13 protein-coding genes are annotated in these 15,811 nt (G+C 52.8%); 6 read left to right on the top strand and 7 right to left on the bottom strand.

Annotated features, from left to right (window positions below; all coding sequences use genetic code 11):
• Positions 1-96: 96 nt before the first annotated feature.
• From serC to ansB, 3 genes are all read right to left on the bottom strand, one after another.
• Positions 97-1,182, bottom strand: coding sequence for a 3-phosphoserine/phosphohydroxythreonine transaminase (gene serC, locus KGP21_RS11080; RefSeq protein WP_021804922.1), 1,086 nt, complete (start codon positions 1,180-1,182; stop codon positions 97-99).
• A gap of 248 nt (positions 1,183-1,430) precedes the next feature.
• Positions 1,431-2,123: a DUF421 domain-containing protein gene (locus tag KGP21_RS11075; RefSeq protein ID WP_059200392.1), complete on the bottom strand. Its 693-nt coding sequence runs from the start codon at positions 2,121-2,123 to the stop codon at positions 1,431-1,433.
• An 85-nt stretch (positions 2,124-2,208) separates the two neighbouring features.
• Positions 2,209-3,255 (bottom strand): L-asparaginase 2, encoded by a 1,047-nt coding sequence (gene ansB / locus KGP21_RS11070; RefSeq protein ID WP_037375004.1) that lies wholly within the window; start codon positions 3,253-3,255, stop codon positions 2,209-2,211.
• 148 nt (positions 3,256-3,403) lie between these two features.
• Here ansB and ycaO point away from each other — a divergent pair, with 148 nt between their 5' ends.
• The 6 genes from ycaO (at position 3,404) to KGP21_RS11040 (ending at position 12,427) form a co-directional block, all read left to right on the top strand.
• A complete protein-coding gene (ycaO, locus tag KGP21_RS11065; RefSeq protein WP_071680745.1) occupies positions 3,404-5,167 on the top strand; it encodes a 30S ribosomal protein S12 methylthiotransferase accessory factor YcaO in 1,764 nt (587 codons plus the stop codon).
• 449 nt (positions 5,168-5,616) lie between these two features.
• A complete protein-coding gene (gene focA / locus KGP21_RS11060; protein ID WP_024484609.1) occupies positions 5,617-6,477 on the top strand; it encodes a formate transporter FocA in 861 nt (286 codons plus the stop codon).
• A gap of 60 nt (positions 6,478-6,537) precedes the next feature.
• On the top strand, positions 6,538-8,820 hold the full coding sequence (gene pflB, locus KGP21_RS11055) for a formate C-acetyltransferase (RefSeq protein WP_021804926.1): 2,283 nt from the start codon (positions 6,538-6,540) through the stop codon (positions 8,818-8,820).
• A 309-nt stretch (positions 8,821-9,129) separates the two neighbouring features.
• Positions 9,130-9,870, top strand: a complete 741-nt coding sequence (gene pflA, locus KGP21_RS11050) for a pyruvate formate lyase 1-activating protein (protein WP_024484611.1) — start codon at positions 9,130-9,132, stop codon at positions 9,868-9,870.
• A 440-nt stretch (positions 9,871-10,310) separates the two neighbouring features.
• Positions 10,311-10,931 carry a carbonic anhydrase gene (locus tag KGP21_RS11045; protein WP_179249739.1) on the top strand — a complete coding sequence of 207 codons (621 nt, stop codon included), beginning with the start codon at positions 10,311-10,313 and terminating at the stop codon, positions 10,929-10,931.
• Positions 10,928-12,427, top strand: coding sequence for a SulP family inorganic anion transporter (locus tag KGP21_RS11040; RefSeq protein ID WP_179247829.1), 1,500 nt, complete (start codon positions 10,928-10,930; stop codon positions 12,425-12,427). Before KGP21_RS11045 ends, KGP21_RS11040 begins: the two co-directional genes overlap by 4 nt.
• 33 nt (positions 12,428-12,460) lie before the next feature.
• Here KGP21_RS11040 and KGP21_RS11035 read toward each other — a convergent pair whose 3' ends face one another.
• From KGP21_RS11035 to KGP21_RS11020, 4 genes are all read right to left on the bottom strand, one after another.
• Positions 12,461-13,606 (bottom strand): MFS transporter, encoded by a 1,146-nt coding sequence (locus KGP21_RS11035; protein ID WP_179247828.1) that lies wholly within the window; start codon positions 13,604-13,606, stop codon positions 12,461-12,463.
• A 121-nt stretch (positions 13,607-13,727) separates the two neighbouring features.
• A complete protein-coding gene (napF, locus tag KGP21_RS11030) occupies positions 13,728-14,294 on the bottom strand; it encodes a ferredoxin-type protein NapF (RefSeq protein ID WP_223538170.1) in 567 nt (188 codons plus the stop codon).
• Positions 14,294-14,902, bottom strand: a complete 609-nt coding sequence (gene dmsD, locus KGP21_RS11025; protein ID WP_021804934.1) for a Tat proofreading chaperone DmsD — start codon at positions 14,900-14,902, stop codon at positions 14,294-14,296. Before dmsD ends, napF begins: the two co-directional genes overlap by 1 nt.
• 48 nt (positions 14,903-14,950) lie before the next feature.
• Positions 14,951-15,811, bottom strand: coding sequence for a DmsC/YnfH family molybdoenzyme membrane anchor subunit (locus KGP21_RS11020; RefSeq protein ID WP_094982381.1), 861 nt, complete (start codon positions 15,809-15,811; stop codon positions 14,951-14,953).

Genomic DNA, 15,811 nt, shown 5'->3' with positions numbered 1-15,811 from the left:
TCTGATAAACGAAACGGCCCCGGGATAATGCCGGAGCCGCTTTAATGCAAAAGGACAACAGCGGTACGACCGCCCGTTCAATGCGGGCGGTGGCAATCAACCATGGCGGCGTTCAAAGTCGACCATAAAGTCGGTCAGGGTCTTCACGCCGGCCAGCGGCATCGCATTATAGATGGAAGCACGCATGCCGCCTACTACGCGGTGGCCCTTCAGCGCCTGCAGGCCAATGGCTTCTGCTTCGCTCAGGAACACTTTATCCAGCGCAGGATCGGCAAGCTGGAACGGCACGTTCATCCAGGAGCGGTTGGCAACGGCCACACGGCTACGGTAGAAGTCCGACTGATCGATAGTGCTATACAGCAACTCGGCCTTGGCCTGGTTACGCTTTTGCATTTCCACCAGGCCGCCCTGCTCTTTCAGCCATTTGAATACCAGGCCAGACAGATACCAGGCGAAGGTTGGCGGCGTGTTGAACATCGAGTCGTTTTCTGCCAACACGGTGTAATCCAGGATCGACGGGACTTCACGGCGTGCTTTACCCAGCAGGTCATCACGCACAATCACCAGCGTCAGGCCAGCGGGGCCAATGTTTTTCTGTGCGCCCGCATAGATAACGCCGAAACGGCTGACGTCCAACGGACGGGAAAGGATGGTCGAAGAGTAATCGCCAATCACCACTTTATCGCCAAAGTCTGGCGTTTCATCAATGGCCACACCGTCAATGGTTTCGTTCGGACAATAGTGGACGTATGCCGCGTTATCGCTCAGTTGCCACTCTTTCATCGGCTTGATGCCGCTTAAGCCGTCAACGGTGGTTTTGACGTCGATCACGTTGGGTTGGCAGTATTTTTCCGCTTCGGTGATCGCGCTGTGCGCCCAGTAGCCACCATCGATATAGTCGGCGGTGGTGTTATCACCCAACAGGTTCAGTGGCAACGCGGCAAATTGGGCACGGGCACCGCCGTGGCAGAACAGCACTTTATAGTTGGCGGGGACTTTCAGCAGATCGCGCAGATCCTGTTCGGCCTGTTCGGCGACGGCGATAAATTCTTTACTGCGATGGCTGATTTCCATCACCGACGTGCCAAGACCGTGCCAGTTGCACAGCTCTTGTTCCGCACGACGCAAAACTTCAACCGGCAGCATCGCCGGGCCTGAGCTAAAATTATAAACCTGAGTCATTTCCCCTCACCACATTCACTGTGCGCCGTAAAAATCGGCTTTCGACATATGCCCGAAGTTAACGCTGATGTTAACCAACTCTATCGGTTTTATCACTCACGTAACCCGGCTGCAATGCTTATTGTTCCAAGGGTGAGAAACTGGCGAGGCCGCAAATAACAGGCTCTGCGGCCTCAGGGTTTATTTATGCCATAAAACGCTGTGACACTGGCGTATTCAGCGGGTTAACGCGGTTTTTTGTGCTGTATTCAGCTTACCCGGCTATGGGACAAGGCTGCGATCCATTTACGGTTACCACAGCGTGGGCAGTCGTGTTCGGGTGATGGCGTCAAGGTGGAGATCAGGCTACACATCCCGCAGGCATAGTCACCCTCCACATCAATCTCAACCACGCTTTTAACGCATTGTGCCGGTAACACTGGTAATCCTGGCCGTACCTGCTCATCCGGGTAGAAATACACCGATATGGTGCCGTTCACCTCCAGGATGGCCAATCTCACCTGCCCAAGGTGCTCAACACCGGCCTGACGGAGTTCCATAAAGAACTCATCATGGGTGATATTTTCCCGGCACAGGATATCCCAATCGAACAGCCCCTCACTGACCAGAATCAGCGGCTCGCCCTCCATCCAGGTCTGGAGTTTTTGAAAGCGATCCATCAACCAGGTGGAAAAGCGGTACATCACCATCATACAAACGAAAACCATCAGCACCGGTAGCAAAGGAACATCGTGATAAAACGCGACGTCACCCGCGGCGGACCCCAGAGTCAGGATGATCAGCACTTCAAACAGCGACATTTGGCGTACGCCACGGCGCCCGGTCATTTTTAAGAAGATAAACACCAGCAGAAAAGTGAACAGGCAGCGTAGCGCCACCTCGGCCAGGAACTCTGGCGTGGTCTCGTCAAATGCCATTCTTTGGATATCAAATGCCTGCATGAAATCGTTCCTGCGAAAAGAGATTTCCTACAGCATAGTCGGAGCGGGGAAAATGGGGGCATTACGCCCCCACTTGAGTCAGGGATCAATACTGATTAAACATCGCCTGGATCTGTTTGGCGTCTTTGGTTTGAGTTAATGCCAGTTGCAGCAGAATTCTCGCTTTTTGCGGATTCAGCGTTCCGGCTGCCACAAAACCGAGTTTAGTATCATCCACTTCCGCATCTTCAGTAGTGGAGCCGGTAGGCACACGGGAGGAACGCACTACCGCTACGCCGTTATGGGCCGCCGTGGCCAGCGTATCAAACACGGTTTTATACAGGTTGCCATTACCCACCCCGGCGCTGACGATCCCTTGATAACCTTCGGCGATCAGCGCCTTGGCTGGCGCGTCGGACGCGTTAGCATAGTTATAGATAATACCAACCGTCGGCAGCGTACTCATCTGGTCGACGTTAAACGGCGTTTCGCTGGTGTGCTTGCGCTGTGGCGAACGTTGGTAGTCGATTTTGCCGTTGTGGATGTATCCCAACGGGCCAAAATTAGGTGACTGGAAAGTCTGTACGCCGGTGGTATTGGTTTTGGTCACGTCGCGGCCATCGAGCACCGTATCATTCATCACCACCAGCACGCCACGCTTGGCCGATTGAGGGTCAGCGGCTGTGACAACTGCGTTATACAAGTTAAATGGACCATCGGCACTCATGGCCGTTGCCGGGCGCATCGCCCCCACGATCACGACCGGCTTATCGCACTTGACGGTGAGATCCAGGAAATAAGCGGTCTCCTCCAGCGTGTCGGTACCGTGGGTGATCACGAAGCCATCGGTTTTGGCACAGTCCGCATTGATTTTCTTGACCAGCTTGAGCCAAACTTCGTCATTCATATCCTGCGAACCGATGTTGACCACCTGCTCGCCCTGCACGTTGGCAACCTTTTTCAACTCCGGCACCGCATCCACCAACGCCTCTACACCCAGTTTACCTGCGGTGTAGTTAGACTTGGTGGCCGAGTCGCCGCCACCAGCGATAGTCCCGCCGGTGGCCAGCAAGGTGATGTTAGGTAACGCTAGTGCCGAGCCGCATGCCCCGGCCAACAGTAGTGCCAACACGCTGAGTTTCACTGATTTCATTACGTTTCTCCATTATTGTTAACCCGCTGAATTATCGTCTTTATCCCTAGAAAAACTGTGACTTCTGATCGGCTTTAGGAATACGTGGAGCTTGAGAACAAAACCCCGTATCATTGCGCGTTTTTAGTACGCCACATAAGTGAAGACAATGACGCAAACTTTTATTCCTGGCAAAGACGCTGCGCTGGAAGACTCCATCGCCCGTTTTCAGCAGAAATTAACCGATCTGGGTTTCAATATCGAAGAAGCCTCCTGGCTGAATCCGGTGCCACACGTCTGGTCAGTGCATATCCGCGATCGCGATTGCCCGCTGTGCTTCACCAACGGTAAAGGTGCCAGCAAAAAGGCCGCGCTGGCTTCCGCGCTGGGCGAGTATTTCGAGCGCCTGTCGACCAACTATTTCTTCGCCGATTTCTATTTGGGCCAACAGATTGCCGAAGGCGATTTCGTTCACTATCCCAATGAGAAATGGTTCCCGATCCCGGCTGACAACTCACTGCCACAAGGCATCCTGGATGAGCGCACGCACGCTTTCTACGATCCGGAGCAGGAACTGACTGCCAGCGATCTGATCGATCTGCAGTCTGGCAATAGCGATCGTGGCATCTGCGCCCTGCCATTCACCCGCCAGTCAGATCAGCAGACCGTTTATATTCCGATGAACATCATCGGCAACCTGTACGTGTCCAACGGCATGTCCGCTGGCAATACCGCCAACGAAGCGCGGGTTCAGGGCCTCTCCGAGGTGTTCGAGCGCTATGTGAAAAACCGCATCATCGCCGAGTCCATCAGCCTGCCGGAAATCCCGAGCGAAGTGCTGAACCGCTATCCTGACGTGGTTGAGGCGATCGCCAAGCTGGAAGCCGAAGGTTTCCCGATCCTCTCTTATGATGCTTCGTTAGGCGGCAACTACCCGGTGATCTGCGTGGTGTTGTTCAACCCTGCCAACGGCACCTGCTTTGCCTCCTTTGGGGCTCACCCTGATTTCGGGGTCGCGCTGGAGCGTACGGTTACCGAGCTGTTGCAAGGCCGCGGCTTGAAAGATCTGGATGTGTTTACCGCCCCAACCTTCGACGACGAGGAAGTCGCCGAGCACGCCAACCTGGAAACTCACTTCATCGATTCCAGCGGTTTGATCTCCTGGGATCTGTTCAAACAGGATGCCGACTATCCTTTTGTCGACTGGAGTTTCAGCGGCAGCACGCAGGAAGAGTTCGCCACCCTGATGAGCATCTTTAATAAAGAAGATGCCGAAGTGTACATCGCCGATTACGAGCACCTGGACGTGTACGCCTGCCGTATCATCGTACCGGGGATGTCCGACATCTATCCGGCAGAGGATCTGCTGCTGGCAAACAACAGCATGGGCGCGCACCTGCGTGAAACCCTGCTGCAACTGCCGGGCAGCGAGTGGGAGCCGGAAGAGTACCTGGCTCTGATCCAGCAGTTGGATGATGAAGGGTTGGACGATTTCACCCGCGTACGTGAATTGCTGGGCATTGCCTCTGGTAAAGACAACGCCTGGTACACCCTGCGCGTTGGCGAACTGAAATCCATGCTGGCATTGGCCGGTGGCGATCTCGAGCAGGCACTGATCTGGGCCGAGTGGACGCAGGAGTTCAACGCCTCGCTGTTTACCCCAGAGCGCAGTAACTACTATCGTTGCCTGCAGACACTGCTGCTGTTGGCGTTGGAGCCAGAACGCGATCCTGCTCAATATCACACGGCCTTCGTGAAGATGTATGGTCAGGATGCGGTTGACGCTGCCTCTGCGGCCATGAGCGGTGAAGAGCGCTTCAACGGCCTGTTTGCCATCGACAGTGAATTGAAAGCCCTGCCGGCCCACCAAGCGCTGTTGGCGGCTTACGAAAAGCTGCAAACTGCCAAACGCCGTCACTGGGCGCAGGCATAAGCCTGATTGATACGCCGGTAGAACCTTACCGGCGTTACTCCCAAAGAAGCAGCCTTGACCCGATTGCCGATCAAAAAACAGGCAAACCCTGACGTTGCATGTTTTTATCAAAAGCGCACTTATCAGCCAACAGGATAATTAAATCGCCAATTGTTACGTCAGCGTGAAATATTAATTAACCATCAATTAATGCTTATTCATCTAAAAGCGACAATAAGTACAAAAATTTAACCCTTCCCAGTCCAAAACGGCGTTAACTTCAAAATTTTTTGTAAACATTAAAAAATATTTTTTACATTAAAATCAATAATATAACCCAATAAACCCTACTAAATTTGCGGTTTTAAGCCGTTTTACTTCCGCGCGTTATGATCCAAGTCAATTTTTACCCTATACTGCTTTGCTAGTATCTCAGTGTGTTGTAATAACCCTTAAGAGCGAGAGTTAGTGTGAGAGCTGACAACCCCTTCGATATGCTGTTACCTGCCGCGATGGCGAAAGTTGCCGAGGATGCGGGGGTGTATAAAGCCACCAAGCATCCGCTGACGACTTTTTATTTAGCGATCACCGCAGGTGTGTTCATTTCTATCGCCTTTGTTTTTTATATCACAGCGACCACCGGCACCGCCGCCATTCCTTTCGGCCTCGCCAAGCTGGTGGGTGGTATCTGCTTCTCCATGGGGTTAATGCTGGTCGTCGTCTGCGGGGCGGACCTGTTTACCTCCACCGTACTGACCGTGATTGCCAAAGCCAGCGGGCGTATTACCTGGGGGCAATTGGCTCTTAACTGGTTAAACGTCTATATTGGCAACCTGATTGGTGCCCTGTTCTTCGTTGCTCTGATCTGGTTCTCAGGCGAGTATATGGCGGCCAATGGCCTGTGGGGTTTGAACGTATTGCAAACCGCCGACCATAAACTGCACCACACCTTTATCGAAGCCGTCTGTCTGGGCATCCTGGCTAACCTGATGGTTTGCCTGGCCGTCTGGATGAGCTACTCCGGCCGCAGCCTGATGGACAAGATGTTCGCCATGATCCTGCCGGTAGCCATGTTCGTTGCCAGCGGCTTTGAGCACAGTATCGCCAACATGTTTATGATCCCTATGGGTATAGTGGTTAAGCACTTTGCCACGCCAGAGTTTTGGCAAGCCGTGGGGGCAGCACCCGAGCAATTCGCTCATCTGACCGTAAGCAACTTTATCATCGACAACCTGATCCCCGTCACCATCGGTAACATCATTGGCGGTGGTCTACTGGTTGGGTTGACTTACTGGGTAATTTATCTGCGTGGCGGCAAACAGAATCACTAATCTGTTGGCTGGCACGGCGCCGGGTTTACAAAGAAATCCACATTAGAAGGTAGGTGTATAATGACCGAACTTAACGAGAAGTTAGCGACCGCTTGGCAAGGTTTCAGCGAAGGTGACTGGCAGAAAGAAGTCAACGTACGTGACTTCATCCAGAAAAACTACACTCCTTACGAGGGTGATGAATCCTTCCTGGCTGGCGCAAGTCAAGCCACTACCACTCTGTGGGACAAGGTTATGGAAGGGATCAAACTGGAAAACCGCACCCATGCGCCAGTTGATTTCGATACCAACGTCGTCTCCACCGTGACTTCTCATGATGCGGGCTATATCAACAAAGATCTGGAGACCATCGTTGGTTTGCAGACTGATGCTCCTCTGAAGCGCGCGCTGATCCCATTCGGCGGCATCAAGATGGTTGAAGGTTCATGCAAGGTTTATGGCCGTGAACTGGATCCACAAGTGAAGAAAGTGTTCACCGAATACCGCAAAACCCACAACCAGGGCGTATTCGATGTTTACACCAAAGACATCCTGAACTGCCGTAAATCTGGCGTGTTGACCGGTCTGCCAGATGCGTATGGCCGTGGCCGTATCATCGGTGACTACCGTCGCGTTGCTTTGTACGGTATCGACTTCCTGATGGCCGACAAGCTGAACCAGTTCAAGTCTCTGCAGACTCGTCTGGAAAATGGCGAAGATCTGGAAATGACCATCCAGCTGCGCGAAGAAATTGCTGAACAGCACCGCGCCCTGGGGCAGATTAAAGAAATGGCCGCCAAATACGGCTACGACATTTCCGGCCCAGCCAGCACCGCTCAAGAAGCCGTGCAGTGGACCTACTTCGGCTACCTGGCCGCGGTGAAATCCCAGAACGGTGCAGCCATGTCCTTCGGCCGCGTATCTACCTTCCTGGACGTGTTCATTGAGCGCGATATCAAGGCCGGTAAACTGACCGAACTGCAGGCGCAGGAACTGATCGACCACCTGGTCATGAAACTGCGTATGGTTCGCTTCCTGCGTACTCCTGAATATGATGAGCTGTTCTCTGGTGACCCAATCTGGGCAACAGAATCCCTGGCCGGTATGGGTGTTGATGGTCGTACGCTGGTAACCAAAAACAGCTTCCGCTTCCTGAACACGCTGTACACCATGGGGCCATCTCCAGAGCCAAACATGACCATCCTGTGGTCTGAAAAACTGCCGTTGAACTTCAAAAAATACGCCGCGAAAGTGTCTATCGACACCTCCTCCGTACAGTATGAAAACGACGACCTGATGCGCCCAGACTTCAACAACGATGACTATGCCATCGCCTGTTGCGTCAGCCCGATGATTGTCGGTAAGCAAATGCAGTTCTTCGGTGCGCGTGCCAACCTGGCGAAAACCATGTTGTACGCAATCAACGGCGGCGTTGATGAAAAACTGAAAATGCAGGTTGGCCCGAAAGAAGCCCCAATGATGGACACCGTACTGGACTATGACAAAGTCATGGAACGTATGGACCACTTCATGGACTGGCTGGCCAAGCAGTATGTGACCTCGTTGAACATCATTCACTACATGCACGACAAGTACAGCTATGAAGCTGCGCTGATGGCTCTGCATGACCGTGATGTTTATCGCACCATGGCTTGTGGTATCGCGGGTCTGTCCGTAGCAGCCGACTCCCTGTCTGCCATCAAGTACGCCAAAGTATCCACCATCCGTGATGAAGACGGCCTGGCTGTCGACTTCAAAATCGAAGGTGAATACCCGCAGTTCGGTAACAACGATTCTCGCGTAGATGACATCGCTTGCGACCTGGTAGAACGTTTCATGAAGAAAATTCAGAAACTGCGTACCTACCGTAATGCGGTACCAACTCAGTCCGTGCTGACCATCACCTCTAACGTGGTTTATGGTAAGAAAACCGGTAACACCCCAGATGGCCGTCGTGCTGGCGCTCCATTTGGTCCAGGTGCCAACCCAATGCACGGCCGCGATCAGAAAGGTGCTGTAGCCTCTCTGACCTCCGTAGCCAAACTGCCGTTTGCCTATGCGAAAGATGGTATCTCTTACACCTTCTCCATCGTGCCTAACGCGTTGGGTAAAGATGACGACGTGCGTAAAGCCAACCTGGCGGGTCTGATGGATGGTTACTTCCACCACGAAGCGTCCATCGAAGGCGGTCAGCACCTGAACGTGAACGTGATGAACCGTGAAATGCTGCTGGACGCGATGGAAAACCCTGAGAAATATCCTCAGCTGACCATCCGCGTATCGGGTTACGCAGTGCGCTTCAACTCGTTGACTAAAGAACAGCAACAAGACGTGATTACTCGTACTTTCACCCAGTCGATCTAATCGCGGTTTCTCCGGGGCGGATCACTCTGCCCCACTGAACAAGTGTTACCAAGGCCGGATATTCCGGCCTTTTTACTAAGTCCCCCCTGACTCTGGTCTTGAGTCTGTTTTGCCAGGTATCTACGCTGCTGATTAGCCTGTGATGGGTATATACTGCATGGATATCTGGCAAAACAGTGAACCGGTACGTAACCGGCCAACAGGAATCGTTTTACCTGGCGCCTTTTTTCGCCACATCGTTGATCCCTGCCTGGCGGTTACCAGCCTATTGTAGACTGCGTTTGACAGTCGATTTTGGAGAAACCCGCAATGTCCTTGAAAGGCCGCATCCACTCTTTCGAATCCTGTGGCACCGTTGATGGCCCTGGTATCCGCTTTATCGTGTTCTTCCAGGGTTGCCTGATGCGCTGCCTGTACTGCCATAACCGCGATACCTGGGACACCCACGGCGGCAAGGAGGTCACGGTTGAAGAGCTGATGACTGATACCGTGGCCTACCGTCACTTTATGAACGCTTCCGGCGGCGGCGTAACGGCGTCCGGCGGCGAAGCGATCCTGCAGGCCGAATTTGTTCGCGACTGGTTCCGCGCCTGTCACAAGGAAGGGATCAGCACCTGTCTGGACACCAACGGTTTTGTCCGCCGTTATGACCCGGTGATTGATGAGCTGCTGGATACCACCGATCTGGTGATGCTCGATCTGAAACAGATGAATGACGATATTCACCAGAACCTGGTGGGAGTTTCCAACCATCGTACGCTGGAGTTTGCTCGTTATCTGGCCAAACGTAATCAACGCACCTGGATCCGCTACGTGGTGGTGCCAGGCTGGTCTGATGATGATAAATCGACGCATCTGCTCGGTGAGTTCACCAAGGATATGACTAATATCGAGAAGATCGAGCTGTTGCCTTACCACGAACTGGGCAAGCACAAATGGATCGCGATGGGTGAAGAGTACAAGTTGGACGGCGTTCATCCGCCTAAGGCCGACACCATGGATCGCGTGAAGGGGATCCTGGAAAGCTACGGCCACAAAGTGATCTATTAAGCTCCCACAGATGCCCTATCCTTCTTCCTGTTAGCGGTCTCTTGATCAGGCCCCCTGCTCAAGAGACTTCGCAACATTGCGGTTGAACTGCTTCTTTGCAAAATGCAATTAATAAATAACACTTAACAAAGAAGGGGTTGCAGGGGAGATATTGGTCTTTTAAAGATTAACCAGACTTAAATATCGATTATTATAACAATTACAGATAATTACCTTACTCACTTACCTGCTCCAGTTTGATTCCCGCATAGATTAAATTACTTTCCCCCCATCTATCTTTACTTATTCATAAGATAAATTTACATATTACCTGCTTAGTATAACTGCGTCGTTTGAGTCAAACATCAGCAATGCTGGTAGAAACGACGGTGGTTTACGCGTCAGCGCTGAATTCTACAACGGCTGGTCATGGCCGATTAATACCAACAAAGGGACATGTTATGAACTCCTTGAATCATCTATTAGTAAGAAACCGTAGCTGGGCAACAGAACAGCAATGGCGGGACCCGAGTTACTTCTCACAGCTTGCAAAATCTCAGCACCCTGAAATTCTATGGATAGGCTGCTCTGACAGTCGAGTCCCTGCTGAAACTATCGTGCGTGCACAACCCGGCGAGCTATTTGTCCATCGTAATATTGCTAATATGGTCGAAGAACAAGATGATAATTTGATGAGTGTGGTGCAATACGCCGTAGAACATCTTGGTGTAAGCAGCATCGTCATTTGCGGGCATTACGGTTGCGGTGGGATCCAGTCAGCTTTAAGTACTCGAAACGTTCCAGTAAAAGACTCCTTAACACGCCGTCTTGCATCTCTGCGCTTCTCTCTGGCCCCCCATCTGGTCACTCTAAAACCTCCCGAAAATGAAGAAACTGAGTATTTGAAAAAGGCCGTGTATGCCAACGTACAGGTACAACTGAATAAGCTCAGTAAAACCGCCATAATCCAGAGAGCCTGGCAGCAGAATAAAGCATTGACGCTATTTGGTTGTATTTACGATATGCACACGGGATTCCTGAATGTACTGGCGCAATACCCCGACGACGGAGCGATATCATGAGATACGCTAATGTGCGCTTTGATCTTCCGGCTGGATTAGTCGTATTCCTGGTCGCTCTGCCACTGTGTCTGGGGATCGCTCAAGCCAGTGGAGTTCCACCCTTCGTGGGTTTACTGACTGGGATCATCGGCGGGCTCCTTGTCACACTACTCAGCCCTTCCCCTTTTTCCGTTAGCGGGCCTGCGGCCGGGTTGGTCACTATTGTTACTAGTGCAATCGTTTCTTTGGGCGATTTTCCAACCTTCTTGTTCGCGTTGCTACTGTCAGGAATATTTCAATTTGTCTTTGGTATGCTACGCAGTGGCCAATTGGCGGCACTGATCCCCAGTGCGGTGATCCACGGTATGTTGGCAGGTATTGGCATCCTACTTATTTTACAGCAGTTACCACTGGCTATGGGATACCCTGTAGGTCATGGGCTGAGCGAAGACATCACTTTGCAGCAACTACAAGCAGACATTACCCCGGCAGCCATAATAGTCAGCATCGGGGCGCTACTGCTTATCAAATTCTGGGGGAGCTCTTCTGTTAAGCAGCGCCTGCGGCTTTCCGCATTACCGGGCCCTCTGATTGCCGTTTTATGGGGATGCTTATTTGTCTGGCTCGCACAGTATTTGTCACCCGAGCTGGCAAACCTGGCACGCATTGAATTGCCTGCGCTGACAAGTGTGGAAGCATTACAATCTCAACTCTCTTTTCCTAACTGGCAAGCTTGGCGTAATCCTACGGTCTATGTGATTGCCATGACTATTGCCATCGTCGGCAGTTTGGAAACGCTGCTCAGTCAGGAGGCATTGAAGAAAATTGCCCCCATGACGCCAGAACCAAGTGCCGATAAAGAGCTACGTGCGCAAGGGGCCGGTAATATGCTAAGTGGCCTGATAGGGGGCTTACCTATCACCTCTGTGATAGTAAGAAGTTCTGCCAACGTGCAGGCTGGTGCGCAAAGTCGCCTGTCAATCCTCATCCATGGGCTATTATTACTGTTCAGTGCGGTTCTATTTACTGATTTACTTAACAATATTCCCTTGGCGAGTTTAGCGGCAATTTTGATTTATACTGGCTTTAAGCTGGCACATCCAAAAATTATCTTATCGCTATGGCGGCAAGGCTTACAACAATTTATCCCCTTCACCGCCACCCTGTTCGGTATTTTATTTCTCGGTATGTTAGAAGGGATCGCGCTTGGACTCGTTGTACAACTGGCAGGAAGTTTGTATCAAAGCAACCGCAACGCCCTGCGGTTGACGCATTACGACAATCACTACTTAATCAAATGTCAGCAAAACCTGACCTTTCTGAACAAGATGCGATTAAAACATTTATTGGGACAAATCAAGCCGGATAGCGAAGTGATCATAGATTGTGAAGGTATCGACTATCTGGATGATGATATTCGCGAAATGCTCAATGAGTACCGATATAGTGCAGCTAAAAAAGGGATAAAAATTAGCCTGCACTTATCGGAAGATATCTTGGTACGCAATATCAATTAATTGCCCGCCACTCGAAAGATCGGTCTTTCATGTTCAGGCCGCAGCCAACGGGGTGTGGTGATGGTCAGGTTTCTTCAGCAGCATCATCAAATAAACCAACGCCACCCCCGCAATCATCACAAACAGCAGCCGATCGGAGTAGCTCTGCATCAGCATCGACGTCATCGCGGGCCCTAGCAAGCTGCCGACGGTATAGCTCATCAACAATGTCTGGTTCATCGCCACCAACTGATGCGGCAGCACCTTTTCGCAGGCCCAGGACATCGCCACCGGGTATAAGGTAAAACCAGCACAGCCCAGAATAAACAGCGCCGGAGCCATTGCATAGTTACCCAGCATCGCGATGCTGGCAAGGATCACCACGAACACCTGAATGCGCAGCACCAACAGGCGGCCATAGCGATCGGCCAAACGCCCTATAGGCCACTGACCCACGATGCCGGAACTGACCAGCAGCGCCATCCAGTAACCCACGTTGGCATCACTCATCCCCTGATGGTTTAAATACAGCGGCATCAGGCCGTACAGCGAGCCCAGCACGATCCCCGAGATAATACAGCCGTTGATGCCCAACCGGGCGTCACGACGTTTAAACATCTGCCAGATTGAGGCCTGCTGTGGCTCGTCATCTTGGTTATTAACCCGCGCAAACAGCATTGGCAGCATGGCGGCCATAACAACGGCGGTCACCCACGGCACCACATCCAGCAGCTCGGTTGAAACACTGCTTAGCAGCAACTGCCCCGCAACCGTACCGAGGTAGTAAACTATCATATACGCCGCCAACAGTTGGCCACGGTTACTCAAATTACCGCTGCGCAACAGCGCGCTTTCAACGATCACCCAAATCCAGGCACACCCTACCCCGGCAAAGAAGCGCCAGCCGATCCAGCTCCAGAAGTCCAGCGACAGCACCATACCCACGGTAGCGAAGGCAAAGACCAGACAGGCAAGATGATAGCTGCGGGTAAAGCCAATCCGCTTGATCAGTTTGCCCGCCACCAGCGTTCCCATCAGGTTCCCGGTAAAGTAAGACGAACTGACCACTCCCACTTGCCAGGTTGGCAATTGAGCATGGGTTAACCAGAGGGGAACCAAAGTGTTCAAAACGGCGATGGAAACCGTAAGCAGCAATAGGCCGCAGAGCAACATAAGCACTGGGCGAGAATATGCGGACATAGTGAAATTGAAACCGAACAGACAGAGTAGAGTGCGCGCATCATGCCACTGGCGATAAAAAAGTCAATCGGCGGTTAACGGGCGATCGCACAATATGTTTAACAACGGGTTAAAACTGGCTTTATAGCTGTTCCGGCAACGATTTTTCACCCGAAGCTGCCAGGGAAATATGCCCGTGAAAGCAGGATAGCTTGCAGAGCCCGCAGCCATTACACAGCGTATCGTCACACTGCAATTGGCGGGCACCGTTTTCAGAAAGCTGGAAGGATAAAGCCTGTTGCGGACAGTTGATGGTACACATCCGGCAGCTGTCCTGGCGCCCCAGGCAGCTATGGCTGATTTGCGGGCGCAGCAGCGTGTCGCAGGGCATTTTGTCACGCAGCGCCCCGGTTTGGCAGGCGGCGGTGCATTTGCGGCAGACATCACACTCGGTGAAATCGATGCTCAATACCGGCTTGCTTTGCTCGAGGCTCAATAAACCGTACGGGCAGCTGCTCACACAGCCGCCACAGCCGTTGCACAACGCACTGAACAACGCCTCCGGCAAAGCCTGAGGTGGACGAGCCACCGCAGGCAATGTCACAGAGGGGACTTCCTGCTCCGGCAAGGCTTTACTACGATCCAGCCAACCAGTCAGCAACCGGCGGCGGCTATTGCCTTGCGCAGATAACTGCTGGTCGTTGTTCATTAGAAATACAGCTCCAGGCTCGGCACCGGTGACGGGCACTCTTCCGCCCAGGCTGCCAGCGTGATTTGTGCCAGCTGAGCCACACCTTGATAGAACGGATGTCCGGCATGTTGCTGCAGCAGCTCCAGATAACGCGGAGCCCACGGAAGAATGTGCAGCGCAATCAGCCCGGAAATCATTTTGTGCTGCTTCTCTTCGGCCAACCAGGCCGCCATCATCAGCAAAGTGCCAATATGGTCTTCCGGTTCATTCTGGTCGCGCTGGGCTTCGATACCGTTCACCCGCAGCCATTGGCGCAGGCGCAGCGTCGAATCACCAAACAGCACGCTCTCTCTATCCAGATAGACCGAGCCCCAAGGCGGAGCAACCAGCGTATGTGGGCCAACAAACAGGCGTTGATAAGCTTCTGACAGCGTCTCTGGCTGGTTTCCAGTCAAACCTTCCGCAATCAGGGCTGCTGCCTCTTGAGCGCCTTCATAAGGCCATTCGGTCAACCACTGCGGGTCGGCCAGGGAGTCCAGTAAAGGCTGGCACTCTTTGCTCTCCGGTGGGGCATACAATAAAACACCTAGCACACGGCCAGTCAGGGCAATTTTTTCAAGCATCATAACTTGGGGCTTCTCCAGGGGCGCAGCCAGGCCGCGCCCAGATTAACGTTAGCCAGCCACGGCCATGCCAACGGTCATATGCAGGCCGTAGAACACGCCACGGCCAATCAACTCACCGGCAAAGACTAACACAAAGCCCAAGATCAACCCCATGACACTGGCGTTACCACGGCGCAACTGCGGGCAAATCCAGCAACCCAGGCCGAGAACCAGCAATACCAGCCGCCATACCATCAGTTGACCGTATTCCGGGATCAGCGCCGACGCCTGCTGTACCGAGCTGCTGATGGTCGCCAACTCACTGCCCTGCAACAGCGCCGAGCACAGGCTAAGCAGCAGCGCCAGCACGCTGATCATCATCAATTGACCACGACCAGCCACTTGCAGACCGGCGGCCCGCAGCAGCAACACGCCCAACAGCGGCCCGCCGATAAACACCGACAGGAAGAAGTTCAGCGTGGTGTAACCGTTGTGCCAAGTCGGTACGGTATCAATCTGGTAGACACGCGTCATGGCGTAGACAAACAGCAGGCCTAGCACCATGGTAAGCACCAGCCAGGCTTTACCCAGCGCCGGCGGCATTTTTTTCAACACGGCCAGCAGCCAATAGAGGCCACCAACCGCAAAGAATACCGAACCGCTGGCGATTTCATTACTCAACGCCGACTCACCGATGCGATTGAGCGAGTTAAAGGCCCTGATCGGCGTCCCCAGGTGCATCACGGAGGCGATAAAGGCGATCCCCATCAGCAACCACAGGAAAAACATAGAACCGTGTACCGCCTTGCTCTGGCGATCGGTCAGATTACCGGCGATCAACGCCAGCCCCATTACGATGACGCCGCCCACCACAAACTGCCCTAATACGGTGAACACCATCAGCGGCCATTCATGCCATCCCGTTCCCAT

Origin of the sequence: Serratia sp. JSRIV004 (assembly GCF_019968705.1) — a bacterium.
Classification (GTDB): domain Bacteria; phylum Pseudomonadota; class Gammaproteobacteria; order Enterobacterales; family Enterobacteriaceae; genus Chania; species Chania fonticola_B.
Note: the sequence above shows the minus strand (reverse complement) of the source record. Positions and strands in the feature narration are given on the sequence as shown.

Excerpts from the sequence above, each read along its gene's own strand:
- dmsD (WP_021804934.1), bottom strand. The coding sequence starts at position 14,902 with ATGATGCTTGAAAAAATTGCCCTGACTGGCCGTGTGCTAGGTGTTTTA.
- pflB (WP_021804926.1), top strand. The coding sequence starts at position 6,538 with ATGACCGAACTTAACGAGAAGTTAGCGACCGCTTGGCAAGGTTTCAGC.
- KGP21_RS11035 (WP_179247828.1), bottom strand. The coding sequence starts at position 13,606 with ATGTCCGCATATTCTCGCCCAGTGCTTATGTTGCTCTGCGGCCTATTG.
- KGP21_RS11045 (WP_179249739.1), top strand. The coding sequence starts at position 10,311 with ATGAACTCCTTGAATCATCTATTAGTAAGAAACCGTAGCTGGGCAACA.
- napF (WP_223538170.1), bottom strand. The coding sequence starts at position 14,294 with ATGAACAACGACCAGCAGTTATCTGCGCAAGGCAATAGCCGCCGCCGG.
- pflA (WP_024484611.1), top strand. The coding sequence starts at position 9,130 with ATGTCCTTGAAAGGCCGCATCCACTCTTTCGAATCCTGTGGCACCGTT.
- KGP21_RS11075 (WP_059200392.1), bottom strand. The coding sequence starts at position 2,123 with ATGCAGGCATTTGATATCCAAAGAATGGCATTTGACGAGACCACGCCA.
- KGP21_RS11020 (WP_094982381.1), bottom strand. The coding sequence starts at position 15,811 with ATGGGAACGGGATGGCATGAATGGCCGCTGATGGTGTTCACCGTATTA.
- ansB (WP_037375004.1), bottom strand. The coding sequence starts at position 3,255 with ATGAAATCAGTGAAACTCAGCGTGTTGGCACTACTGTTGGCCGGGGCA.
- serC (WP_021804922.1), bottom strand. The coding sequence starts at position 1,182 with ATGACTCAGGTTTATAATTTTAGCTCAGGCCCGGCGATGCTGCCGGTT.
- ycaO (WP_071680745.1), top strand. The coding sequence starts at position 3,404 with ATGACGCAAACTTTTATTCCTGGCAAAGACGCTGCGCTGGAAGACTCC.
- KGP21_RS11040 (WP_179247829.1), top strand. The coding sequence starts at position 10,928 with ATGAGATACGCTAATGTGCGCTTTGATCTTCCGGCTGGATTAGTCGTA.